Source organism: Bradyrhizobium sp. USDA 4449 (assembly GCF_054056275.1).
Window position 1 is genome coordinate 6813317 of the sequence record NZ_JBSRYD010000001.1, and the last position, 22498, is coordinate 6835814.

Annotated in this window: 22 protein-coding genes and 1 pseudogene; 13 read left to right on the forward strand and 10 right to left on the reverse strand. The window is 64.1% G+C overall.

The window, feature by feature from the left end:
• Positions 1–2: 2 nt before the first annotated feature.
• Positions 3–743 (reverse strand): metallophosphoesterase family protein, encoded by a 741-nt coding sequence (locus ACVIIW_RS32190; protein ID WP_456704379.1) that lies wholly within the window; start codon positions 741–743, stop codon positions 3–5.
• Positions 744–965: 222 nt separating this feature from the next.
• Here ACVIIW_RS32190 and ACVIIW_RS32195 point away from each other — a divergent pair, with 222 nt between their 5' ends.
• Positions 966–1271 carry a hypothetical protein gene (locus tag ACVIIW_RS32195; RefSeq protein ID WP_456704380.1) on the forward strand — a complete coding sequence of 102 codons (306 nt, stop codon included), beginning with the start codon at positions 966–968 and terminating at the stop codon, positions 1269–1271.
• Positions 1272–1286: 15 nt separating this feature from the next.
• On the opposite strand, the gene ACVIIW_RS32200 is transcribed toward ACVIIW_RS32195, so the two are convergent.
• Positions 1287–1874, reverse strand: a complete 588-nt coding sequence (locus ACVIIW_RS32200) for a TetR family transcriptional regulator (protein WP_456704381.1) — start codon at positions 1872–1874, stop codon at positions 1287–1289.
• Between the two features lie 497 nt (positions 1875–2371).
• Between ACVIIW_RS32200 and ACVIIW_RS32205 the strand changes: the two genes are divergently transcribed.
• A complete protein-coding gene (locus ACVIIW_RS32205; RefSeq protein WP_456704382.1) occupies positions 2372–3544 on the forward strand; it encodes a M20 aminoacylase family protein in 1173 nt (390 codons plus the stop codon).
• 20 nt (positions 3545–3564) lie between these two features.
• Here ACVIIW_RS32205 and ACVIIW_RS32210 read toward each other — a convergent pair whose 3' ends face one another.
• On the reverse strand, positions 3565–4491 hold the full coding sequence (locus tag ACVIIW_RS32210) for a LysR family transcriptional regulator (RefSeq protein ID WP_456704383.1): 927 nt from the start codon (positions 4489–4491) through the stop codon (positions 3565–3567).
• A 157-nt stretch (positions 4492–4648) separates the two neighbouring features.
• Here ACVIIW_RS32210 and ACVIIW_RS32215 point away from each other — a divergent pair, with 157 nt between their 5' ends.
• Genes ACVIIW_RS32215 through ACVIIW_RS32230 form a run of 4 tightly spaced genes read left to right on the forward strand, consistent with a single transcriptional unit; the run spans position 4649 to position 8457 of the window.
• Positions 4649–5725 carry an ABC transporter ATP-binding protein gene (locus ACVIIW_RS32215; RefSeq protein ID WP_456704384.1) on the forward strand — a complete coding sequence of 359 codons (1077 nt, stop codon included), beginning with the start codon at positions 4649–4651 and terminating at the stop codon, positions 5723–5725.
• A gap of 19 nt (positions 5726–5744) precedes the next feature.
• Positions 5745–6806 carry an extracellular solute-binding protein gene (locus ACVIIW_RS32220; RefSeq protein ID WP_456704385.1) on the forward strand — a complete coding sequence of 354 codons (1062 nt, stop codon included), beginning with the start codon at positions 5745–5747 and terminating at the stop codon, positions 6804–6806.
• 15 nt (positions 6807–6821) lie between these two features.
• Positions 6822–7655 (forward strand): ABC transporter permease, encoded by an 834-nt coding sequence (locus ACVIIW_RS32225; RefSeq protein ID WP_456704386.1) that lies wholly within the window; start codon positions 6822–6824, stop codon positions 7653–7655.
• A complete protein-coding gene (locus tag ACVIIW_RS32230) occupies positions 7642–8457 on the forward strand; it encodes an ABC transporter permease (protein ID WP_456704387.1) in 816 nt (271 codons plus the stop codon). The genes ACVIIW_RS32225 and ACVIIW_RS32230 overlap by 14 nt, the downstream gene beginning before the upstream one ends.
• 131 nt (positions 8458–8588) lie before the next feature.
• Here the strand turns inward: ACVIIW_RS32230 and ACVIIW_RS32235 are convergent, their stop codons facing one another.
• Positions 8589–10496, reverse strand: coding sequence for an acyl-CoA synthetase (locus ACVIIW_RS32235; protein ID WP_456704388.1), 1908 nt, complete (start codon positions 10494–10496; stop codon positions 8589–8591).
• Positions 10497–10743: 247 nt separating this feature from the next.
• Here ACVIIW_RS32235 and ACVIIW_RS32240 point away from each other — a divergent pair, with 247 nt between their 5' ends.
• A complete protein-coding gene (locus ACVIIW_RS32240; RefSeq protein WP_456704389.1) occupies positions 10744–11835 on the forward strand; it encodes a SecDF P1 head subdomain-containing protein in 1092 nt (363 codons plus the stop codon).
• 255 nt (positions 11836–12090) lie between these two features.
• Positions 12091–12897 (forward strand): Crp/Fnr family transcriptional regulator, encoded by an 807-nt coding sequence (locus ACVIIW_RS32245; protein ID WP_456704390.1) that lies wholly within the window; start codon positions 12091–12093, stop codon positions 12895–12897.
• 7 nt (positions 12898–12904) lie between these two features.
• Here the strand turns inward: ACVIIW_RS32245 and ACVIIW_RS32250 are convergent, their stop codons facing one another.
• Together ACVIIW_RS32250 and ACVIIW_RS32255 are read right to left on the reverse strand one after the other, a co-directional pair.
• Positions 12905–13546 carry a glutathione S-transferase family protein gene (locus ACVIIW_RS32250; protein ID WP_456704391.1) on the reverse strand — a complete coding sequence of 214 codons (642 nt, stop codon included), beginning with the start codon at positions 13544–13546 and terminating at the stop codon, positions 12905–12907.
• Between the two features lie 63 nt (positions 13547–13609).
• Positions 13610–14161 (reverse strand): cytochrome b, encoded by a 552-nt coding sequence (locus tag ACVIIW_RS32255; protein WP_456704392.1) that lies wholly within the window; start codon positions 14159–14161, stop codon positions 13610–13612.
• Between the two features lie 170 nt (positions 14162–14331).
• On the opposite strand from ACVIIW_RS32255, the gene murI reads away from it, so the two are divergent.
• The 5 genes and pseudogenes from murI (at position 14332) to ACVIIW_RS32280 (ending at position 18803) form a co-directional block, all read left to right on the forward strand.
• Complete coding sequence (murI, locus tag ACVIIW_RS32260) at positions 14332–15129, forward strand: glutamate racemase (protein WP_456704393.1); 798 nt, start codon at positions 14332–14334, stop codon at positions 15127–15129.
• Positions 15130–15189: 60 nt separating this feature from the next.
• A pseudogene (locus tag ACVIIW_RS32265) lies at positions 15190–15964 on the forward strand (HpcH/HpaI aldolase family protein).
• 100 nt (positions 15965–16064) lie between these two features.
• On the forward strand, positions 16065–16832 hold the full coding sequence (locus ACVIIW_RS32270) for an acyltransferase (protein WP_456704394.1): 768 nt from the start codon (positions 16065–16067) through the stop codon (positions 16830–16832).
• A gap of 197 nt (positions 16833–17029) precedes the next feature.
• Complete coding sequence (rpsD, locus tag ACVIIW_RS32275) at positions 17030–17647, forward strand: 30S ribosomal protein S4 (RefSeq protein WP_456704395.1); 618 nt, start codon at positions 17030–17032, stop codon at positions 17645–17647.
• 88 nt (positions 17648–17735) lie between these two features.
• Positions 17736–18803 (forward strand): threonine aldolase family protein, encoded by a 1068-nt coding sequence (locus tag ACVIIW_RS32280; protein ID WP_456704396.1) that lies wholly within the window; start codon positions 17736–17738, stop codon positions 18801–18803.
• On the opposite strand, the gene ACVIIW_RS32285 is transcribed toward ACVIIW_RS32280, so the two are convergent.
• The 4 genes from ACVIIW_RS32285 to grxD are packed head-to-tail and all read right to left on the reverse strand — an operon-like array spanning position 18804 to position 22282.
• A complete protein-coding gene (locus ACVIIW_RS32285; protein ID WP_456704397.1) occupies positions 18804–20066 on the reverse strand; it encodes a serine hydrolase domain-containing protein in 1263 nt (420 codons plus the stop codon). It lies immediately after the preceding gene.
• 1 nt (position 20067) lies between these two features.
• Positions 20068–21354 (reverse strand): serine hydrolase domain-containing protein, encoded by a 1287-nt coding sequence (locus ACVIIW_RS32290; protein WP_456704398.1) that lies wholly within the window; start codon positions 21352–21354, stop codon positions 20068–20070.
• Positions 21355–21397: 43 nt separating this feature from the next.
• Positions 21398–21952: an O-acetyl-ADP-ribose deacetylase gene (locus ACVIIW_RS32295; protein ID WP_456704399.1), complete on the reverse strand. Its 555-nt coding sequence runs from the start codon at positions 21950–21952 to the stop codon at positions 21398–21400.
• Between the two features lie 3 nt (positions 21953–21955).
• Positions 21956–22282: a Grx4 family monothiol glutaredoxin gene (grxD, locus tag ACVIIW_RS32300; protein ID WP_063682471.1), complete on the reverse strand. Its 327-nt coding sequence runs from the start codon at positions 22280–22282 to the stop codon at positions 21956–21958.
• Between the last annotated feature and the right edge of the window lie 216 nt (positions 22283–22498).

A 22498-nucleotide genomic window follows, 5' to 3' on the forward strand; every position in this document is an offset into this window, starting at 1 on the left:
CTCTACCGCCCCTCCGACAGCCGGTCGGCGAGCCAGTGCGGCAGGCCGTTCCCGCGGATCCGGTTCGCCGCGCTCGCGATGTCATAGGGCGCGCGACAATACGTGATTTGGCATAATGCCGTATCGAACAGCGCGAACGCCGCCGACGGATCACCGTCGCGCGGCTGGCCCACGGCACCGAGCACGGCGAGCCATTGCCGGCCGCGCAGCAGCGGCACCGAAACGTCGGTCTTGGGCACGAGGCCCGTCATCTTCGCCGTCACCGACATCGAATAGAGCGCGGGACGATGGATGTGGCCGCAGAAGGTCACGTGAGCCGTCGTCGATATCAGGCTCTTGGCGGCATCCGCCGTCGAGCGGATGTAGTGCCAGCGCTGGGGCTGCGAGGCTTCCGAGTGCACGAACAGACGGTCGCCGTCCTCGACGAGCATCGGCAGTTCGGCGAGAAACCGGCGCTGCGCGGGGTCGAGCCGTCCGCGCGTCCATTCGATTGCGATCTGCGCTTCATTGTTCATGGTCTCGGACGAGGAGTTCACCGCATGGTCGTGATTGCCGCGGACGGCAACGGCGCCCTGGGCGACCAGCTCCATCACGGTATCCACGACCCATTCCGGGTCGGCACCATAGCCCACGAAATCGCCGAGCAGGACGAACCGCTCCGCGCCCCTGGCGCGGGCCGCCTTCAGGCACGCCTCGAATGCCTGCCGGTTGCCATGGATATCCGAGAAGACAGCGAGAAGCACGCACCCTCCACCCTCCACCCTCAAACTCTTACTGGGGGCTGATAGAGCCAATTCGAGGGAGTCAACAAGATGCGCCTGCGCGAGGCGCTTTACCAGCCGCCCACTGGGGCGATGGGGACTATTGCTCGTCCTTGGGCGGCATTTCGGATGGCTGCAGGGACGAGGTGATTGGAACGAAGACCGTTCAGCTCCGGTTAATGGCAGAGCGAAGGAGTAGGCCTCATGAGTACGGGTCATCACAAGGAAACCGCCCATCCTCCGATCATTACGGTAGGCGAGCTCATCGACGAACTCTGTCGGCTGCCTGATACCGCCGTCGTCCGCTTCCGGTGTCCCATGCTCAATCAGGAGCTGACATTCTATCACCTTCGAAAGCGGTCGAAGGACACTGTCGAAATCGCGATCAATGCCTATCCGGAGAGTCCGCCGATCGTGCCGGCATCCAACGGCGGGCTCCACGCGCGCAGGCATGCGGCAGCTTCGCCCGCGGTTCGCGCGGACGGACCTCTTCACAAGGCGAGAGGGTGAGTCGGGCGTAGCGACCTAGCCTGCCTTCAATCCGCGCAGCACCAGCGCGAGCGTCGCATCGACACGCGCCGGCAGCTCGGCATCCTTCCACTCATCGGCATGCGCCGGATGATGGAAGCGACAGGTCGCATCGAACAGTGCGCGTGCCGTGACCTTGACGTCGTCAACCGCGAACACGCCCTGCTTGACGCCGTCGGACAGGATCGCCGCGATCTGGTCAATCATGGTATCCTTGTGGCACCTGACGGCCGCACAGGCCTCGCGCGCCAGGGTCAGATAAGTCTCGAACATTTCAGGGTCGTCGAGCACGCGCGAACGTTTTGCAGCAAAGAGCGTGCGCAGCCAGCAGTCGAGCCGATCGGCCGCGGGCCCCTGCTCCCTGGCGATTGCCAGAAGCGGCGCGTCGATGCGGTCGAGCCAACGTTTGGCGACGGCTTCGCGCAGCGAGGCTTTGCTCGGGAAATGGCGGTAGACGCTGCCGTGGCTCACATCGAGCGCACGGGCAACATCGACCACGGTGGCCTTGGCGAGTCCGTAGCGCCGCAAGACGTCCTCGGTGACTTCGAGGATCCGCTCCGGCGTCAGGATAACGGCTTCGTTCATGCCAGCACCTTGTTCCCGTTCAGGGTTGACCCGGCGATGGAGCTGCTTCCGAAGCGCCCCACCTGGTCGTTTCGGAAAGCTCTCGCCTCAATGAGGCAGTTTTGCAGCCTGCGCCGCGATCTGGCGCGCGACCAGCAGATTGAGCCAGTGCCCAATCGTGCCGGTGAGATTGATGATTTCGATCGTCATTGTCTTTGTCTCCATTCGTCCGCGACCCTCGCCCTTGAATGACGACCCTCGATCCGAGTGATTTCGGATGTCGGGCTCCCCCCGGAGGTGGCCACGGGACACCCAATCGGAGCGTCCGGGAACGGATATACACGTCTCGCTGACAGATTTCAATATCTGTCAGTCAATGATACGTGATTGACAGTTAACTTTTGCCATCAGGAGGGCTCCCGCCCACCCGCGGGCCTGATCAACAAGCGCCTGTGACACAGCGGTGGCTTACGCTACGCTCACCCGCCCAAGAACTCATCACAAGAAGCGGACCCCCCATGCCCATCGTCAACCGCATCGCCGCCCTCTCCGACGAAATGGCCGCCTGGCGACATGACTTTCACGAGAACCCTGAGTTGCTCTACGAGGTCCATCGGACCGCCGGCATCGTCGCCGAGAAGTTGCGCGCGTTCGGCTGCGACGAGGTGGTGACGGGCATCGGCCGCACCGGCGTCGTCGGGGTGATCCGCGGCCGCAAATCCGGCTCCGGCAAGGCGATCGGCCTGCGCGCCGACATGGATGCGCTGCCGATCATGGAAGCCGCCGATGTGCCCTACGCCTCGAAGGTCCCCGGCAAGATGCATGCCTGCGGCCATGACGGCCACACCGCGATGCTGCTCGGCGCCGCAAAGTACCTCGCCGAGACGCGCAATTTCGATGGCACCGCAATCCTCATCTTCCAGCCCGCCGAGGAAGGCGGTGGCGGCGGCAAGGCCATGGTCGAGGACGGCCTGATGACGCGCTGGAACATCGAGCAGGTCTACGGCATGCACAACATGCCGGGCCTGCCCGAAGGCCATTTCGCCACCACGTCAGGCCCGCTGCTCGCCTCTTCCGACAACATCCAGATCACCGTCCGCGGCAAGGGCGGTCATGCCGGCGCAACGCCGCACCAGGCGATCGACAGCGTCTTGATCGGCTCGCAGATCGTGAACGCGCTGCAATCGATCGTCGCCCGCAACGTCGATCCGCTGAAATCGGCGGTGATCTCGGTGACGCAATTCCACGCCGGCACCGCTTTCAACATCATCCCGGAGACCGCCGAGCTCAGCGGCACCGTGCGCACGCTCGACCCTGAGGTGCGCGATCTGGTCGAGCGCCGCATCGGCGAAGTCGCCGACAGCGTCGCCCGCGCCTATGGCGGCACTGCCGAGACGAAATACTCGCGGATGTATCCAGTGACGATGAATCATCCGCGCGAAGCCGTTGTCGCCGCCGACGTGGCCCGTGACATCGTGGGCAGCGAGCGCGTCAACGACCGCATCATTCCGATGATGGGCGCGGAAGACTTCTCGTTCATGCTGGAGGAGCGCCCCGGCGCGATGGTGCTGGTCGGCATGGGCGACAGCCCGGCGTGCCACCACCCGGCCTACGTCTTCAACGACAACATCCTCGGCCACGGCGCCTCGTTCTGGGTGCGCCTGATCGAGACGGCAATGCCGGCGGGCTAGATACGCCGATTTGCCGAGCATCAGGACGTGCGGCGACGCACGTCCTGCAGATCCGCATCCATGCCGGCGGCAAGCCCGTCGGCGACGATTCGCGCGATCTTCGGGAACGGCTTGCGCGCATCGATGGCCACACTCACGGTCTGCGGATCGGCCCCCTTGTCGCGTACGGGCACGAACACCAGCGCGCCGCTGACGAGCTCGGGGGCGGCATCGAGCTCGGAGGTGAAAGCAACGTAGTTGCCGCTCCCCGCGAGGCGCTTCACCAGTTGCAGCGAATTGGTCTCGATCGTCCCCTCCGACAACAGCCAGCCATGGCGTGCCTCGAGGTAGCGCCTGATCGCCAATGCCTTGTTTTGCAGGACGATGGGATAGCCTGCCACTTCCTGCATGCTGGTGGTCTTGCGCTGGGCCAGCGGATGGTTCGGCGCGACTACGCAGCCGAAGGGCAGCTCGCGGCGCCACAGCACATGGATCTCACGGTGCGGATTGAGATTGAAGGCGGCAATCAGATCGGCGGCTCCGGACAGCAGCGCGGTCTGCGCATCATCCGTGCCGCCGACCTGAATCTCGAGCGAGATACGGGGATGGCGCCCCTTCAGCTCGCTCACGAACCGCGGCAGGAATCCGTTGACATGGCTGTCCATCGCAACGAGACGCACATGGCCCTGGTTGACGCCCTGCAGCTGCTTGAACTCGGCATTGGCCCGCCGCTCGTCCGAGCGCCAACGGCGCGTCAGCGCGACCAGCGCATCGCCGGCCGGCGTCAGCCGCATGCCGCCGGTCACGCGCTCGAACAGGGTGACGCCGAGATCGCGCTCCAGAAGCAGGATCTGCCGGTTGATGGCAGACGCCGCGATATTCATTTCCCGGGCAGCGCTCTGGATTGATCCGGACCGCGCCACCTGGTCGGCATAGCGCAATGCCGCCGGAACGAGCGACCCTCTCACGTGACCTGCACCTGCCCGCACCCATTCTAATTTTGCGTATGGAGAATTGCCTATTCTGTGCTGGACGGCAATGGGTGATTGAGCCGAACATGTGCGCCGAGGTGATTTCCTTCGACCGCTGCGAGGTGCCCGTCGCAGGTTTTGGGGCAAAACGTTCATGACTGCGTCTCGCTCGCATCGGCTCCGGCTGGACGCCATCACGCACCGGTTCGGCGCGAGCACGGCCGTGCGGGATATCAACCTCGATATCGCCGGCGGCGAGCTCGTCGCCCTGCTCGGCCCGTCCGGCTGCGGCAAGTCGACCTTGCTGCGGATCATCTCCGGCTTCATCCGGCAGAGCGAAGGCCGCGTCCTGTTCGACGACAGCATAGCCGATGCCCTGTCGCCCGCGGAGCGCGGCGTCGGCATCGTCTTCCAGAACTACGCGCTGTTTCCGCACATGAGCGTCGGCGAGAACGTCGCTTACGGCCTCCAGGCACACAAATGGCCGCGCGAGCGCATCGCCAAGCGCGTCGCCGAGATGCTCGATCTCGTCCATATGGGCGAATTCGCCAGCCGCAGGCCGCGAGAACTGTCCGGTGGCCAGCAGCAGCGCGTGGCGCTGGCCCGCTGCCTCGCCATCGATCCCAAAGTCCTGCTGCTCGACGAGCCCTTCGGAGCCCTCGACAAGAATTTGCGCCTCGACATGCAAATCGAGGTCAAACGCCTCCAGCGCCAATCCGGCATCACCACCATCCTGGTCACCCACGACCAGGAGGAGGCGCTGTCGATGGCCGACCGGATCGCGGTGATGTCGCGCGGGCGCATCGAGCAGATCTCGACCCCGACCGGCATCTACGACACGCCGCAAACGCTGTTCGTGAACGAATTCGTCGGAACCACCAACGTGCTGCGCGGTGAACTCATCGAAGGTTCTGCCGTTCGGCTCGAGAACGGCCACGTTCTCCCCGTCAGCCCGAACAAAACACTTCAGCAGGGGCACGCGGTCGTCGTGTCGATCCGTCCTGAGCAGTTGCGCTTCCGACCAGCTCCGTCCGATGGCGCCTTCACCGCGATCATCACCACGGTGCTGCCGCTCGGCGCGCAGGTCGTCTACGACGTCGCGCTGACCGCGGGCCCCTCGCTCAAGGTCGCGGAGACCCGCGATGCCGAGGGCGCGCTGCGCCCGGTCGGCGCGACCGTTTATCTGGCACCGGCCTCACCGGCGGCCTGCCATGTATTCCCCGCATCCTGAGTCCGGAGAGAACGCCGCCATGACATCATTCAGAACCGTTACGATCGATCGCCGGCGCCTGTTGCGCAGCGCCGGCGGCCTCGCGCTCGCGGCGAGCCTGCCGCCCGTCGCGCACGCACAAAACAAGTCGCTGATCGCGGCAACCTTCCCCGGCACCTGGAACGAGGCGGACCGCGACGTCATCGCACCGGCGTTCAAGCAGCTGACCGGCGCCGCCGTTACGCAATCCATCATCCTCGGCACCGACCAGGTATCGCGGCTCGTTGCCGCCAAGGGCAATAAGCCGCCGTTCGACGTTGCGTTCTTCGACGCACCGCAGGTGATCGATGCGGTCCGCGAAGGCCTGATCGTGGAATATCCCATCGCGCAGTCGCCCAACTACAAGGACTTGCTGCCGACCGCCCAGGACAAATGGGGCCCGAAGATCACCATGCAGGTGATCGGCCTCGGCTACAATCCCGACAAGATCAAGATTCCGCCGACGAGCTGGGACGATCTGCTCGATCCAAAATACAAAGGCCGCGTCGGCCTGACCGCGCTCAACAGCCAGCTCGGCATCGCCTTCCTTGCCGAGATCAACCGCCTCAAGGGCGGCACCGACGAGGATTTCGAGCCGGCGTTCAAGTTCCTGAAGCAGCTCTTGCCGAATGTCGGTGCGATCGGCGCCAATCTCGGCGCGTTCGCGACGCTGTGGCAGCAGGAGCAGATCGATATCGCTCCCTACAATTTCAACTTCGTCCAGACGCTCAAGGCGAAGGACGTGCCGGTCGAATTCATGGTCCCGGCGACCGGCCCGGTCGGCTGGTCGACCAGCCTGCACATCGTCGCAGGCGCCGCCGAGCCCGAGCTTGCAGTCCGATATATCGACCTGCATCTGGCCGCAGCGACTCAGGAGAAGCTGCTGAAGCCGCCCTATGACGTCATTCCGACCAATGCGAAGGTCGAGCTCGGGGGCGCCATCACGAAGTCGCTGGCCAGGACGCTCGACGATGTCGCCAAGATCCGCACCATCAACTGGGAAAAGATCAACCCCCAGCGCGGCGCGCTGATCGATCGTTTCAACCGCGAGATCAAGCTTTAAGGGGGAGACCTGGCGATGGAGGCCGATTCAAGGCTCGTCCTGCCGCTTGCCGCCCTCTTCACGGCATTCTTTGTCGCGCCGCTCGTGGTCCTCCTCCTGCTGTCCCTGCATGGCGACATCGCCATGCAGGGCTGGACACTCGGCAACTACGCGAAGTTCTTCAGCGATCCCTTCAGCTACTCGATCCTGATCGATACGCTCCTGCTCGGCGTCAAGGCAACGTTAGTGTGCCTGTTGTTCGGTTACCCCGTCGCCTGGCTCTGCGCACGCGCCGGCGCACGTTGGCAGAGCGTGCTGGTGTTCCTGGTCATCCTTCCGATCCTGACCTCAGTGGTGGTCCGCACCTTTTCCTGGATCGTGATTTTGGGCCGGCAGGGCCTGCTCAACCAAATCGTCATGGGGCTCGGCCTCAGCAACGAGCCGCTGCGACTGCTCTATACCGAGGTTGGTGTCGTGATGGTGCTTGCCCAGGTGCAGATGCCGCTGATGGTGCTGCCGATCCTCACCGTGCTGTCGAAGCTCGACCCGAATTTTGGCGATGCCTCGCGCGTGCTCGGGGCCGGCGAATGGCGCACCTTCTTCCGCATCACGCTGCCGCTGTCGCTGCCCGGCATCATCGCCGGCTGCATCCTGACCTATGCCGCGAGCATCACGGCCTTCGTCACGCAGACTCTGATCGGCGGGGCGCGGCTGATCTACATGCCGCTCGATATCTACCAGCAGGCGGTCGGCGCCAATAACTGGCCGTTCGCCGCGGCGCTGTCGATCATCTTCATGGTCACGGTGATGATCGTCGTCGGCGTGCTCGGCGCTATCGGCCGCAGGAGCGAGATTCATGGCCGGGCTTAGACGAATCCGCTGGGAAGCCCTGTCGCTCAAATTCGTCTTCGGGTTGCTTGCGGCCATCGCCTTGCTGTTCCTGATGTTGCCTACCGCAGTCGTGCTGCTGACCTCGCTCACGTCATCGCAATCCCTGCGATTTCCGCCGCCCGGATTCTCATTGCGCTGGTATGTCGCGCTGCTCGACGCCGACCAGATGCAGCGCGCAGGGCTGAACAGTCTGATCGTGGCGTTCTGGACCACGCTGCTGTCGACGATATGCGGCACGGCCGCAGCGCTCGCGATCGCGCGCAGCCGCTCGCCGATGATGCGCGCAGCCGACCTGCTGTTCATGTCACCGCTGCTCCTGCCTGCGCTGTCATTCGGCTTTGCCGCGCTGATCTTCATCAACAGGCTCGGCCTCTCGCCGAGCATTCCCCTCCTTGTGCTCGGCCATGGCATCGTCTGCGTGCCTTTCGTACTGAGAACGACCCTCGCCTCCCTGTCGCAGCTCGATGCCAGTTTGCTCGAGGCCTCCGAGAGTCTCGGCGCCGATCGCCTGACGACGTTTCGCCGCATCACCCTGCCGCTGATCGGGCCCGGCATTGGCGCGGGCGCCTTTCTCGCCTTCATGGCCTCCTTCGACAACGTTCCGGTGTCGCTGTTCCTCGCCGACGAGCGCACCGAGATGCTGCCGATTCATCTCTGGCAACAGATCGAGACCAATCTCGACGTTCGCACCGCAGCCGCCTCAGGCGCGATCGTGATCGCCACCCTGATCCTGATGCTGCTTGCCGAACGCTTCGCCGGACTGACCCGGCAGATGCGCTGAACGGAGATTTTCGTGCCGGGACAACTCACCCTCGACACCCTCAATCGGGCCAGCAGGGCGGATTTCGTCGCGGCGCTCGGCGAGACCTATCGCGGCAGTTGAGGCGCTGGCGAGCCCGGCGCTGCCCTCACCTACGCGTGAACGATCTCATGCCGCATCACGAAAGGTGCGAGCAGCGCGTGCACTTCGCCGGCGACGACCTCGCGCTGATCAGCAGGCAAGCCTGTCAGCGTCACGGTCGCGATCGAGCCATGGCTGCCATGCGCACCGACCTTCACCTTGCAGTCGATGCCGCGCTCGATCAGCGGCGTCAGCACCTTGGTGAACACGCGCTGCGCCGCGTCCCAGCGCAGTTGCGGCTTGAACACCTTGCCGACGCCGGTGACCGGCATCGGGTCGATCGGAATGACCTGCACCGGAACGGCGGCGCGTTCCGGCGTGCGCTCGCGCACCCAGGTCTCCAGCTCGCCCGGCTCGACGGACGCGCCCGGCTTCAACTGCACATAGCCGACCGGCAGCTCGCCGGCATAGGCATCGGGCTGGCCGACCACGGCGGCAAAGCCGACCGCAGGATGGCGAAACATGATCTCCTCGATCGGCGCCGGATCGATGTTGTGGCCGCCGCGGATCACGAGGTCCTTGGCGCGGCCGGTGATCCAGAGATAGCCGTCGGCATCGAGCCGCCCGAGATCGCCGGAATTGACCCAGACGTCGTCGACGAAGGCACCCTTGTTGTGGGCGTCGTTGAGATAGCCGCCGAACACGCCAGGCCCGGCCATGATGACGACGCCGATCTCGTCAGGCTTGCAGTCGCGGATCAGGTTGCCCTCGGCGTCGAGCTGCACGATGCGGACGCGGGCATAAGGCATGGGAAGGCCGACCGAGCCGAGCCGTATCGGTCGTGACGGATAGGCGAGCGTGTGCACGCTCGATGTCTCGGTCATGCCGTAGACCTCGACCACCGGCAGCTTCAATTTCTCTTGGATCGCAGACCCGACGGCAACCGGGATCGCCGAGCCTCCGCCGGCCGCATATTTCAGGCTGGAGATGTCGGCATTGCCTGGAGGCACTGCGAGCGCTGCGGCCAGAACCGTCGGCACGCTCGACAGTGCCTCGACCCTGAAGCGCTCGACCAGGGCCCAGATGTTCTTCACCGCGTTCGGATTGCGCCAGCCGCTCGGCGACAGTACCACCAGCGAGCCGCCGGCAGAGAGTGTCAACAGGACCTGCGTCAGCGATCCGCCAACGTGAAACAGCGGCATGCCGAACAGCATGTTGCCACCGGGCTTGGACTTCAACAGCAGGTTCAGCGCCCAGGCCTGATAGACCTGGTTGGCATGGGTGTGCCGCACCAGCTTCGGCGTGCCGGTGGTGCCGCCGGTGTGGAAATAGGCGGCGACGTCGCTGCCGAGAATGTTGCGCCCGCTGACAAGCCGGTCGGACGGTTGCTGCTTGATCAGATCGTTGAACGCGAAAATTCCGTTCGCGGGATCACCGTGGCCTGCCACCTGCACAATCGCCTTGAGGTGCTTGAGTTGCGGGCGGATCTGCTCGACCTTCTGCCAGATATCGGTCCCCGGCATCGGCCCGAGGGCCACCAGGATCTTCGTCTTCGCCGCTTCCAGGATTTCCGCGATCTGGTGCGGCTCGAGCAGCGGGTTGACGGGGTTGGCGATGCCGGCGGCCTCCGCTCCGAACAGCGTCACGAAGGCATCGGGCAGCAGCGGCAGCATGAAGGAGATGACGTCGCCCTTCTCGACGCCGAGCGCGTGAAACATGTTCGCGGCCTGCGTCACGCGCGCGATCAAGTCGCGGTAGCTGACCACAACGGGCGCGTCGGCCGGATCGGCATTTTGCAGAAACTGGATCGCCGCGCCGTCGGGATTGCGCGCAGCACCGAGCTTGATGGCATCATAGGTGCTCTCGGCCGCAACGCGATCGGCGTAAGGGACCTGCTCGAAGACCCGGACCTCCTCGTCCGTCAAGAGCTCCGGATATTCGTTGCCGATGAGCCGATCGAGCGCGTGGATGCCCGCCATGGAATTCCGTCCTCCCCCAGCTGTCGTCCCTCGCCGCCTCTCTATGACATTTGGTTCGGCGGGGCCGCGACCGATTGACCGGTCGAGCAGGACCACAATGATGGATGATTTGGCGTTCGTCCATTGCCTGCCGGCTGCGGCGATAAACCTCGACTGAGAGGCTTTGAACCTCCCTGCCCGATCCAGGTACCAAAGAACTGGAGTTGAGCTCGTCCGCCAGCGTCCTGCCGCAAGACTTGAGGTGACCATGACTACGCCCTTGCGGGACCGCGCCACGCGGCTGACCCTCGCGCTAGCCATGGCATCGGCGATCGCCCTGCCGCGTACAACGCTCGCAGAGGACAGCCAGTTCGACAAGATGCGCGCCAAGATCGTCGCCTTCGTCGGCGACAAGATGGAAAAGCTGGGCGGGTCGCGCATCGTCTACGGCGTGGACGGCGACGGCTTGCGCGAGAGCGTCGTCACGGATTTGCGCGACGACGTTTACGGCACCTTGCATGCCGGGCATATCGCCTTCTCCGACCTTGCGATCCGCGATGGCGGCGTCGAGCTGAAGATCGCCGACGCCAAAGATCGCGAGCAACTTGCGCGCAAGCTCGCCTCCGCCGCAGAGCGGCTGCCATCGCGCCTGATATCCGTGACCGATCGCGGCGACGGAGCAGTCAGGCTCACGCCGACCGATGCGGCATCCGCCGCGCGGCTGCACGACCTCGTCGAAGACTCCATCGCCATGATCGAGCAACGTCTCAAGGACGCCGGCGTAAAGCCTGTCAGCGTCGCCCCTGAGGGCACCGACCGCATCCGCATCTTCCTGCCTGGCGTCACCGACCCCGACCGTATCGCCGCGATCTTCGCGCGGAAGGTCAAGGTCAGCTTCCGACCGGTCGATGTTTCGATGACGCCGGAGCAGGCGCAATCCGGCAGCCCGCCCGAAGGCTCCGAGATCCTGCTCGGCTTCAAGGACAAGCGGCCCTACCTGGTGACCAAGGAGAGCGCGCTCGACGGCGAGGACATCAATTATGCGGCGCCCGGCGTTGTGACCGGCATCAACGGCGCCAAGGATCCGATCGCCCAATTCCGCTTCAATGGGCGCGGTACGGGGCGCTTTGCCCACGTCACCGCGGAGAACGTCGGCAGGCCCCTGGCCATCGTGCTCGACGACAAGGTGATCTCCGCGCCAGTGATCCGCGAACCGATCGCCGGCGGCTCGGGCCAGATCTCGGGCAATTTCACTCTCGAAGAGGCCAACAGTGTCGCCATGCTGTTGCGTGCCGGCGCCCTGCCCGGGCATCTGACCCTCGTCGAAGAGCAGGTCATCCAGCCCGCCGCCAAGCCGTAGCACCCACCGGGCCATTTCTTAGCGCCGCCGCCCGCCCCGGATGCCTAGCTCTGCCTGCGGCGCCAACCCGAATCACGGGCCGCGCCGGGATCATGCGCGCAACCAACGGGCAATTGCCGAAACCGCCGATCGGGCTAAAATTCGTCCCTTGCAGCAGGGCGACCGAAAGTTTCTTTCAAGCGGTCGTCATTCGATTTCGGCTATACGTGCCGCGGATACCGACCAGGACTAGAGGCCTTACGCAGGGATAGTACCATGCCGTCCGGCAGCGCAGACATTTCCTCGATCCTCGACCGCATTCTGGATGCGGCGACGGACAACCTCAGGATCGCGAAGATCCTGGTCCAGATGGGCCTCGACCCCAACAACGTCACCTGGGACGCGATCTTCAACCGGATGCTGGAGATCTTCGTTCACAACATCACGCTGGCCAACATGTTCGCCGCGGTCGGCGCCGTCTTCTTCGTCGCCACCCTCCTGATGCGGACGATGGTCCCCTTGCGCGTCGCCAACATGATCGGTTGCGCTTTCTTCGCCATTTTCGGCGCGCTCTCGGCCAACGTCTCGACGTTCCTGCTGTATCTGCTCCTGCTTCCGATCAACGCTCTTCGCCTGCGGCAAATGCTCAAGCTGGTGAAAAAGGCGCGACATGCGGCCGAAGGCGACATGTCGATCGAGTGGCTCAAGCCGTTCATGACCGAGCGCAAGTACCGCCATGGCGACACGCTGTTCAGGCTGGGCGACCCGGCCAAGGAGATGCTCCTCACCGTGACCGGCAAATTCCTGGTCAAGGAGATCAACGTCGAGATCGGCCCGGGCGCTCTCATGGGCGAGCTCGGCTTCCTGACGCCCGACAACCGGCGCACCGGAACCATCGAATGCATCGAGGACGGACAGGTGCTGACGATCACCTATGACCGCCTGCTCGAGATCTACTTTCAGGATCCGCAGTTCGGCTATTACTTCCTGGTGCTGACCAGCCAGCGCCTCCTGCAAAACATCGATCGCCTGCAGAAGCAGCTGGCGGCAGCCCGGACAGCGACCACGAACAAGATCGCCTGATCGCCGCTCAGCTCAGCAGCAGCGCCATGCCGGGATCACCCTTCTCCATCGCGCGCCGGTAGGCGGGACGCGAACCGACGCGGCCGAGATATCTGACCACATTCGGGCAGCGCGCGAGATCATAGGGCTGGAAATAACGCATCGTCGTCAGCGAGAAGCCGATCATGATGTCGGCCGTGGTGAAGCTGCTGCCGGCCAGATATTCGGCCTCGCGCACGCGCGCATCGACCAGATCGAAGGCGCGATCGACCCGCGCCTTCGTGGCGGCCAGCATGGGATTGTCATCGGTGAGCTTGAGCCGGTTCAACAGCATCAGCCGGCCCATGGCGGCCTGCAAGGTGCCGTTCGCGAAGTGAAACCAGAACAGGAATTGCGCAAAGTCGGGATCATCGGCGCGGAGAACGAGTCGACCGTTGCCGTATGTGGCGATGATGTAATCGACGATAGCGCCGGATTCGGCGAGCACGAGATCGCCGTCCGTGATGACCGGCGCAGTTCCGATCGGATGCAGCGCCTTGTAATCCGGCGGCGCCAGCATGGTGACGGAATCCCGCGCGTAGCGCTTCAGCTCGTAGGGCATCCCGAGCTCCTCGCAGAGCCAGACGATGCGTTCGGACTGCGATCTGCCGAGGTGATGGACGGTGAGCATGAGCGTCTCCTGACGAGATGAAGCAAACTGACGCCAGATCCTAACCCGTGGAGAGACCGCGCTCTATCCCACCTCGTTGGTCACCATCCGCGCCACGACACGGTCACGGCGGATGAAGTGGTGCCAGAGGGCGGCGACGAAGTGGACGGCGATCAGCGCCAGCAGCACATAGGCAAAGAAAATGTGCCGGTCCTCGAAGGCGTCCGCTGCCGCCTTGTCCGGGGAGGTGAATTGCGGCACGTGAAACAGGCCGAAGAAGTCCGAATAGTTGGTCGCACGCGCGCCGGAATGCGCCCAGCCCAACATCGCGACCAGGATCACCACGAGATAGAGCGCGCCCTGGCTGACGCGGGCCGCAATCCTCTGCCAGTGCAAGGACTCGGCCGGCAGCGCCGGCGTCGGGTTGATGGCGCGCCAGGCCAGGCGCAGCACCGTGAGCAGCAGGATCACGTAGCCGATGTCGGCATGGATCGAGCGGTAGAAGAATTTGTCGGCGCGCGCCGGAATGTGATTCATGCACCAGCCGAAGCCGATCATGCCGATGATCGCCGGTGCCAGGCCCCAGTGAAACCACCGGGCAACGCTGCCCCAGCTATTCCCAGTATTTCTGATCATGTCGGCTCCCGGACAGTTGCGGATACCCCAACCGCAGCGCGGCAGGGCTGCTGATAGCGGGAACATGCGGCATACGCGAAATTGAATCGTTCCAAACTGGGCGGCTGGCCGATCCCGCCGCAAAACCGCCCAAAAACCGAATGGTAACCATCAGGCCTTAAGGTAACGACGTGACCCATTCCCCGACGATCCTGGTATTCGATTCCGGCCTTGGTGGCCTCACGGTGCTGCGTGAGGTGGTGGCCGCACGCCCGGATGCGCATTATACCTACGTCGCCGACGACGCCTTTTTCCCCTATGGCCATCACAGCGAGGACGAAATCATCGCCCGCGTCGTGCCGCTGATGGGAGAGCTGATTGCCGCGCATAGGCCCGACCTGGTGGTGATCGCATGCAACACCATGTCCGTTTCGGTCATGAGCCATTTACGCGCGGCCTATCGCGTGCCGTTCGTCGGCACGGTGCCGGCGATCAAGCCGGCCTGCGCGCAGTCGAAGACCCGCCGCGTCTCGGTGCTCGGTACGAAAGCGACCGTCAAACGCGAGTACACCCAGGCGCTGATCCGGGATCACGGCCAAGGCTGTGAGGTGACACTGGTCGGCTCGCCCGAACTCGCCACGCTCGCCGAGGCTGCGCTCAGCGGCACCACCGTCGACGACGGCGACATTTTCGCGGAGCTGAAACCTTGCTTCGTCGGAAACCCCGAGGATAGGACTGCGCGCACCGACACGATCGTGCTCGCCTGCACTCATTATCCGCTGCTGCTGGACCGGATGGAGCGGCTGGCGCCCTGGCCGGTGGAGTGGATCGATCCGGCACCGGCCATTGCGCGCCGCGTCTCCGACCTGCTTGGCCCGAGCAATGGCGGCATGGCCAAATCGGGCGCCGAGATGATTTTCACGTCGAACCGCGTTCATGGCCTCAGCGCCACGCTGATGCCGTTCTTCGGCGGCCGGGCGCTGGCCTGACTTTTCGCAGCCAGGGCGCGCTGCTAGGCTGCGCCGTCGTCATCGCACGCAAGGTCATTCATGCCGGTCCCCGCAAAGCCGCTCAACCGCCTCCGCCAGATGTGGAACGAAGGCCGCCCCGCCTTCGGTGCGATCGCAACGATCCCGAGCGTGCAGATGGTGCAGATCATGGCGCGCTCGCTCGACTGGATCATCGTCGATCTCGAGCACGGACCGATCGGCCTCACCGAAGCCCATGCGATGATCGCGGCGACGACGGGCACGCCGTGCACGCCGCTGGTGCGGATTGCCGCGAACGAGCCCTGGCTGGCGAAGGCGCCGATGGACATCGGCGCGTTCGGCATCAATTTCCCGATGATCACCAATCGCGACGAAGCCGACAAGGCGGTGCGGAGCGTGCGCTATCCGCCGCGGGGGGACCGCCTCTGGGGCCCCTTCCACGCGCCGTTCCGCTGGGGCCAGTCGATGCCCGACTACATGGCGTCAGCCGACGAGGAGATGATCTGCATGATCACCATCGAGCATGTTGAGGCCGTCAACCGCATCGACGAGATCATGGCGACGCCGGGCATCGACGTCGCGGTCATCGGCCCCCGGCGATCTCGCCACCTCCATCAACAAGCGCGGTCAGATGGACGATCCGGAATTGCTTGCGCTGATCGCGCGTGCCGAAGCCGGCATCCTCAACAGCGGCGTGCCGATCGGCGGCGTGGCGCGCACCGCCGACCAGGCCAACCAGCTGATCGACCGCGGCTATCGTGCGATCGCGCTCGGCTTCGACTGGTCGCTGTTCCAGCGCGGCATCATGGCCGCGTTCGACGGCATCAAGCGCTGAACGGTGGACTCGGCCATAATGGCTTGCCGCGACCGGCAGTGCTGCTAGGGTCGCCGCCGCTCGCCGCCCCTGATGTCAGCCCGCGGGAACCGAAAGAACGATGCGCGGTCAACCCAAGAAGATTTCGCTTCCGCGCCGACTGATTGTCGACCTCATGCGCGCCTCGATGGGCGTGCCATTCGTCTCGCTCTCGCGTTCACTCGATATCCGCCTCCTGCTGGAGGCACGCGCTGGTGCGGCCGCGCCCGCCGGCTGGGCCGCGATGTTCGTCAAGGCCTTCGCACTGGTGGCCAGGGACGAGCCGGTCCTGCGAACCGTTTACGCCAAATGGCCTTGGCCTTCGTTCTACGAGTTCCGCAATAGCGTGGCGTCGGTTGCGATTGCCCGGGTCGAGAACGGCGAGGAATGCGTGATGCCGCAGCGAATCGCAGCCCCGGAGGCCATCACGCTGGCTGCGATCGACGCCGAGATCCGCCGCGCCAAGACGGCGCCGGTCGACGACGTCCCCATGTTCCGCAAGATCATGCGGGTCACCCGGCTGCCCCTGCCGCTGCGGCGGCTATTCTGGACGGTGGGCCTGAATTTCGGCCGCCAGCGCGGCAATTGGTTCGGCAGCTTCGCGGTGAGCTCGGTATCGGCCTATGGCGGCGGCGAACTCCACCCCATCACACCAGGCCCCTTCATCGTCAGCTACGGGCTGGTCAAATCCGACCAGACCATCCATGTGGTGATCCGCTGGGATCACCGGGTTACGGATGCGGCTCCCATCGCCCGGGTCCTGACTCGGCTGGAACAGGTCCTGAACACTGAAATTGCTGCGGAATTGCGTGCGGCCGGCCCCACGCCGATCCGGGCGGTCAGGACCTGAATCCGGGCCATTCGCATTGACAGCGAACCCCAAACTCCCCTAAAAGCCCCCTGCTCGCGGGCCGATTTCGGCCCGCGAAGCGTTTCGCGACCCGTGGTCCTCTCCCTTAAGCTTTGGGGATTGGACCTGTCAGTGCCGGGCTAGCCCGTCACCCAGGAGGGCGCGTTTCCTCAAACCATGCAACCCAAGAGGACGCGATGACTAAGCGCAGTGAGGCGAAGTACAAACTCGATCGCCGTATGGGCCAGAACATCTGGGGCCGCCCGAAGAGCCCCGTGAACCGCCGCGAATATGGCCCCGGCCAGCACGGCCAACGCCGCAAGGGCAAGCTCTCGGACTTCGGCGTGCAGCTGCGCGCCAAGCAGAAGTTGAAGGGCTACTACGCCAACATCAGCGAGCGCCAGTTCCACGGCATCTATGTCGAGGCCAGCCGTCTCAAGGGCGACACCGGCGAGAACCTGATCGGCCTGCTCGAGCGTCGTCTCGACGCCGTCGTGTACCGCGCCAAGTTCGTCTCGACGATCTTCGCGGCCCGCCAGTTCATCAACCACGGCCACATCAAGGTGAACGGCCGCAAGGTCAACATCTCGAGCTACCAGATCAAGGTGGGCGACGTGATCGAGGTCAAGGAAGCCTCCAAGCAGCTCGCCCACGTTCTCGAGGCGAGCCAGCTCCCCGAGCGCGACACCCCCGACTATCTCGAAGTCGACCACGGCAAGATGACCGCCAAATACGTGCGCGTCCCCGGCCTCTCCGACGTGCCGTTCCCGGTGCAGATGGAGCCCCATCTGGTCGTCGAATTCTATTCGCGCTAAGATCTCACTATCGAAAGGCCCCGGTTCGCCGGGGCCTTTTTGCTTAAGAGCCGCATTTCAGTGGCCGCACTGCCCATAGGAGCCGTCCATGCTCTACAGCCCTCCCCCGATCGATCCCAAGGCGCCGCCGGTGCGCATCAATCTGCTCTCGGACACGCAGACCAAGCCGACGGCTGCGATGCGCGAGGCGATGGCGCGGGCTGAAGTGGGTGACGAGCAGGTGGGTGACGATCCGACCGTGAATGCACTGTGCGAGCGCGTCGCTGATCTGATGGGCAAGGAGGCGGCGGTCTACATGCCCTCGGGCACGATGTGCAACGTGACAGCGACGCTGGTGCATTGCCGTCCCGGCGACGAGATTCTCGCGCATGAAACCGCGCACATCATCGCCCGCGAAGGCGGTGCGCATGCCGCGATCGGCGGTTTCCAGGTGACGCAGCTCAAAGGCGCCGACGGCCAGTTCACGCCGGAGACGTTCCGCAAAGCTCTGCACCCGCGCACGCGCTACCAGCCGACGCAGAGCGTCGTCAGCGTCGAGCAGACCGCCAATATCGGCGGCGGCACGATCTGGAAGAAGGCTGCGCTCGACGAGATCGTCGCGATCGCCAAGCAACATGGCCTCGTCACGCATATGGACGGCGCGCGTCTGCTGAATGCCACAGTCGCGAGCGGCATCTCGCCTCGGGAGATGACGGCGGGCTGGGATTCGGCATGGATCGACTTCTCCAAGGGCCTGGGCGCGCCGATCGGCGGCGTGCTCGCGGGCACGCGTGCCTTCATCGACGCCGTCTGGCAGTGGAAGCAGCGCCTCGGCGGTTCGATGCGGCAGGCTGGCGTATGTGCCGCGGCTTGCATCTACGCGCTCGATCATCACGTCGAGCGGCTCGCCGACGACCACGCCAATGCGCGCGCACTGGCCCGCGGGCTCTCGCAGATCTCAGGCATCGAGGTGCAGGAGCCGGAGACCAATCTCGTGTTCTTCAAGCCCGACGGCGCCGGCGTACCCGGCGACAAGATGGTCGTGGCATTGCGCCAGCGCGGCGTGACCCTCGCGATGATGGACGGCCGCATCCGCGCCTGCACCCATCTCGACGTCAATGCGAGCCAGATCGAGGAAACGATCGGCTACGTCAGAGAGATCGTACGCGGCGCATGATCACCGCCCCATCGCCCGATAGATCAGCGTCTTCAGCGCGAGCTGGATGCGGCCGCGCTGCGACGGCGTCTGCACCATGAAGATCCCGAACAGGTCGTCTTCGGGGTCGATGAAGAAGAAGGTGCCGCCGACGCCGTCCCAGCGATATTCGCCAACCGGCCAAGAGGTGCCTGGTGGTACCGACGTGCGCACGGCGACGCCGAGGCCATAGCCCGAGCTCTCGCCGGGATAATAATTCCTGTCGCGCTCGACATGGGTTTCAGGACCGACGTGATCGGACGTCATCACGGCGATAGTCTCGGGCTTGAGGTAGCGTCGGCCATCAAGCGTGCCGCGGTTGAGCAGCATCTGTGAGAAGCGCGCGTAGTCGCCGATGCTGCCGACGAGTCCGCCGCCACCCGACTCCCATTTCAGTGGCTTCCTGATATCGCGAACCTCAGTCATCGGGCTGATCGCGCGGTCCTGCGGCATCGGCTCGGCGATCCGCGGCCATTTGGCGGGATCGGCGACATAGAACGCGGTGTCCTTCATCCCGAGCGGATCAAGCAACCGCTCCTTCGCGAACTGGTAGAGCGATTCCCCTGATATCACCTCGATGATGCGGCCGAGCACGTCGGTGCCATGGCCGTAATCCCAGATCGTGCCGGGCTGTTCGGCGAGTGGCAGCGCGGCGATCTTCGCGACGAATTCGGCGTTGGTCCTGTCCTTGTTGTCGAACAGACCGGCATCGGCATAGAGCTTGTTCACCAGGTCTCCGCCATAATAGCCATAGGGGATACCGGCTGTGTGGCGCATCAAATCCTCGATCGTGACAGGACGATTGAGCGGCTCCAGCTCGAGCGAGACCTTGTTGTCCTCGGCCTTCTTCTCGACGCCGACCTTCATGCCGGCAAAGGCCGGAATGTATTTCGAGACGGGATCGTTGATCGCGAGCTTGCCCTCCTCGACCAGCATCATCGCCAGCACGGAGGTGACCGGCTTCGACATCGAATAGAGCCGGAAGATCGTGTCGGCGCTCATCGAGATCTCGGTCGCGACATCGCGGACGCCGAAATTCTCGTAATAGACCGGCTTGCCGTGCTGCTGCAGCAACAGGATCGCGCCCGGAATCTTGCCGGTCGCGATCTCGTTCCTGATGTAGTCGGAGACTTTGGCCAGACCCTCGGGCGTGAAGCTGTGCGCGCGATCCTCGGAGCCCGCCTGCGCACCGACCACACCCAGCAAGAGAACGAGTGCCGCGAAGAGCGCGCGGCGCCCGAACATGTCAATTCTCCATGGATTCATAGACCAGTTGCTTCAAAGTCCGCTGGATGCGCTGGCGCTCGCTCGGGGTCTGCTCCAGCAGCACGAAGAACATGTCCTGCTTGGGGTCGATCACGAAATAGCAGCCGGAGGCGCCGTCCCACTTCAATTCCCCGAGATCGCCGGGCGGCGGCGGTTTGGCGTTGCCGGGATCGGTACGGACGGCGAGGCCCAGGCCGAAGCCGAAACCGTCACCGGGGAAGTAGAAGTAGTCGCGCTCGACGCCGGAGCCTGGCCCGACTTGGTCGGTCACCATCAACTTGAACGTCTCCGGCTTGAGGATGGTCTTGCCGTCGAGAGAGCCGCCGTTGAGCAGCATTTGCGCAAAGCGTTCATAATCGGCCATGGTCGTCACCATCCCGCCGCTGGCGAACTGGATCTTCTTGACGACGGTCGGATCGTTGATCCGGCCGACCCGGAAATCGCTGTCGTTCGGCACCGGCTGCGCCAGAAGCTTTTGTTTCTCGGGATCGGTGACGAGGAAGCCGGTGTCGACCATGCCGAGCGGGCCGAGCAGCTTCTCCCGCTCGATATCGAGCAACGGCTTGCCGGCCGCAACTTCCATGACACGCGCCAGAATGTCGGTGGAATGGCCGTATTGCCAGAGTGCGCCCGGCTGATTGTGCAGCGGCAGTTTTGCGATGCGCTCGGCGAACTCGGCGAGGTCGAAATCGCCGGCATAGATGTTGGCGTCACGATAAGCCTTGCGAACGAGACTGTCGCCGTAAAAGCCATAGGTGATGCCCGACGTATGGGTCATCAGATCGTGCACATTCATCGGCCGGTTCGCGGGCACCAGCTCGAGCGATCTGGTGCCGTCCTCGGCCTTCTTCTCGACGCCGACCTTCACATTGGCAAAGGACGGAATGTACTTCGAGACGGGATCGTCGAGCTTGATCTTACCTTCCTCGATCAACTGCATCGCGGCGACGGAGGTGATCGCCTTGCTCATCGAGAACAGGCGGAAAATTGTCTTGTCGGTGATTGGCGCTTTGCTGACCACGTCCTGCACGCCGAAGGCTTCGTGGTAGACCGGTTTGCCGTGCTGCTTGATCAGCACGGTGGCGCCGGCGATCTTGCCGGTCGCGACCTCGTTCTTGAAGAACTCGCTGATCTTGCCGAGCTTGTCCTGATTGAAATGCGCTCCGGCCGGAATCTCGTAGGTGCCTTCCGCGCGCGCAAGCGACATCGTGCCAAATGATATGAGCGCGCCACAGACCAGCCCACGTAGTCCAGTATTTGAAATCATATCCCCTCCCCGGAACATGGCCGAGCCGAGTGTACTTGCCGCCTCATGAGGCACAAGGGCTGCCGTACCGCGCCAAAGCGTCCCTGTGAAACGCGGCACTCGCCTCCGAGAAACAACAAAATATGACGTGTCCGACCGTCGGCGCGGCCGGCAGCGCGTCGATCGTCGCTTGGACCGCGATCTTCGCGGCCCGCTCGGCCGGGAATCGATACACGCCGGTGGAGATTGCAGAGAATGCCAGCGAGGTCAGCCCATTGGCGTGCGAGAGCTCGAGCGCACGACGATAGCAGGAACTGAGCGCCTCGGCCTCACCGCGCTCCCCGCCATACCAGACAGGGCCGACCGCATGAATCACATGGCGCGCGGGCAGACGATAGCCCTTCGTGATCTTGGCATCACCGGTCGGGCATCCTCCGAGCGTCCGGCACTCGGCCAGCAGTTCGGGTCCCGCAGCGTCGTGGATCGCGCCATCGACGCCGTCCCCGCCAAGGAGCGACGAATTGGCCGCGTTGACAATGGCGTCAACGCTCAGCGTGGTGATGTCGGCAACAATGACGTCAAGCTGGACAGCGCCGATGCGGCGCGTCAGCACCGTCACGGATCAAGCCGCGACGACGACGCCCTTCTCGGAGAAGAGCTGCTGCAACTCGCCGGCCTGGAACATCTCGCGGACGATGTCGCAGCCGCCGATGAACTCACCCTTGACGTAAAGCTGGGGAATCGTCGGCCAGTTCGAGAATTCCTTGATGCCGTTGCGCAGTTCGGCGGATTCCAGGACGTTGAGGCCCTTATAGCCGACGCCGATGTGGTCGAGGATCTGGACGACCTGGCCGGAGAAACCGCACTGCGGAAATTGCGGCGTACCCTTCATGAACAGAACCACGTCGTTCGACTTCACTTCGTTGTCGATGAATTCCGCGATGCTCATATCCGTGTCCTTTTGGGGCAGAGCCCTCACCAATTGCTTCGGGCCGGCTCAGCCGATCTGACCCGATACCTGCGTATATATGTAGCCCAAACCGTTGTGCATCCAAAGTAAAATGGCAAAGAGCAGCCCCCGACATCAGGCTGGGGCAGCCCCGGCGTCATTACATGATGACACGAATATCATCACTTGGGAGGACTTTCATACCGTAACGGAGCC

Excerpts from the sequence above, each read along its gene's own strand:
- ACVIIW_RS32195 (WP_456704380.1), top strand. The coding sequence starts at position 966 with ATGAGTACGGGTCATCACAAGGAAACCGCCCATCCTCCGATCATTACG.
- ACVIIW_RS32200 (WP_456704381.1), bottom strand. The coding sequence starts at position 1,874 with ATGAACGAAGCCGTTATCCTGACGCCGGAGCGGATCCTCGAAGTCACC.
- ACVIIW_RS32205 (WP_456704382.1), top strand. The coding sequence starts at position 2,372 with ATGCCCATCGTCAACCGCATCGCCGCCCTCTCCGACGAAATGGCCGCC.
- ACVIIW_RS32215 (WP_456704384.1), top strand. The coding sequence starts at position 4,649 with ATGACTGCGTCTCGCTCGCATCGGCTCCGGCTGGACGCCATCACGCAC.
- ACVIIW_RS32220 (WP_456704385.1), top strand. The coding sequence starts at position 5,745 with ATGACATCATTCAGAACCGTTACGATCGATCGCCGGCGCCTGTTGCGC.
- ACVIIW_RS32225 (WP_456704386.1), top strand. The coding sequence starts at position 6,822 with ATGGAGGCCGATTCAAGGCTCGTCCTGCCGCTTGCCGCCCTCTTCACG.
- ACVIIW_RS32230 (WP_456704387.1), top strand. The coding sequence starts at position 7,642 with ATGGCCGGGCTTAGACGAATCCGCTGGGAAGCCCTGTCGCTCAAATTC.
- ACVIIW_RS32235 (WP_456704388.1), bottom strand. The coding sequence starts at position 10,496 with ATGGCGGGCATCCACGCGCTCGATCGGCTCATCGGCAACGAATATCCG.
- ACVIIW_RS32240 (WP_456704389.1), top strand. The coding sequence starts at position 10,744 with ATGACTACGCCCTTGCGGGACCGCGCCACGCGGCTGACCCTCGCGCTA.
- ACVIIW_RS32245 (WP_456704390.1), top strand. The coding sequence starts at position 12,091 with ATGCCGTCCGGCAGCGCAGACATTTCCTCGATCCTCGACCGCATTCTG.
- ACVIIW_RS32250 (WP_456704391.1), bottom strand. The coding sequence starts at position 13,546 with ATGCTCACCGTCCATCACCTCGGCAGATCGCAGTCCGAACGCATCGTC.
- ACVIIW_RS32255 (WP_456704392.1), bottom strand. The coding sequence starts at position 14,161 with ATGATCAGAAATACTGGGAATAGCTGGGGCAGCGTTGCCCGGTGGTTT.
- ACVIIW_RS32270 (WP_456704394.1), top strand. The coding sequence starts at position 16,065 with ATGCGCGGTCAACCCAAGAAGATTTCGCTTCCGCGCCGACTGATTGTC.
- rpsD (WP_456704395.1), top strand. The coding sequence starts at position 17,030 with ATGACTAAGCGCAGTGAGGCGAAGTACAAACTCGATCGCCGTATGGGC.
- ACVIIW_RS32280 (WP_456704396.1), top strand. The coding sequence starts at position 17,736 with ATGCTCTACAGCCCTCCCCCGATCGATCCCAAGGCGCCGCCGGTGCGC.
- ACVIIW_RS32285 (WP_456704397.1), bottom strand. The coding sequence starts at position 20,066 with ATGTTCGGGCGCCGCGCGCTCTTCGCGGCACTCGTTCTCTTGCTGGGT.
- ACVIIW_RS32290 (WP_456704398.1), bottom strand. The coding sequence starts at position 21,354 with ATGATTTCAAATACTGGACTACGTGGGCTGGTCTGTGGCGCGCTCATA.
- grxD (WP_063682471.1), bottom strand. The coding sequence starts at position 22,282 with ATGAGCATCGCGGAATTCATCGACAACGAAGTGAAGTCGAACGACGTG.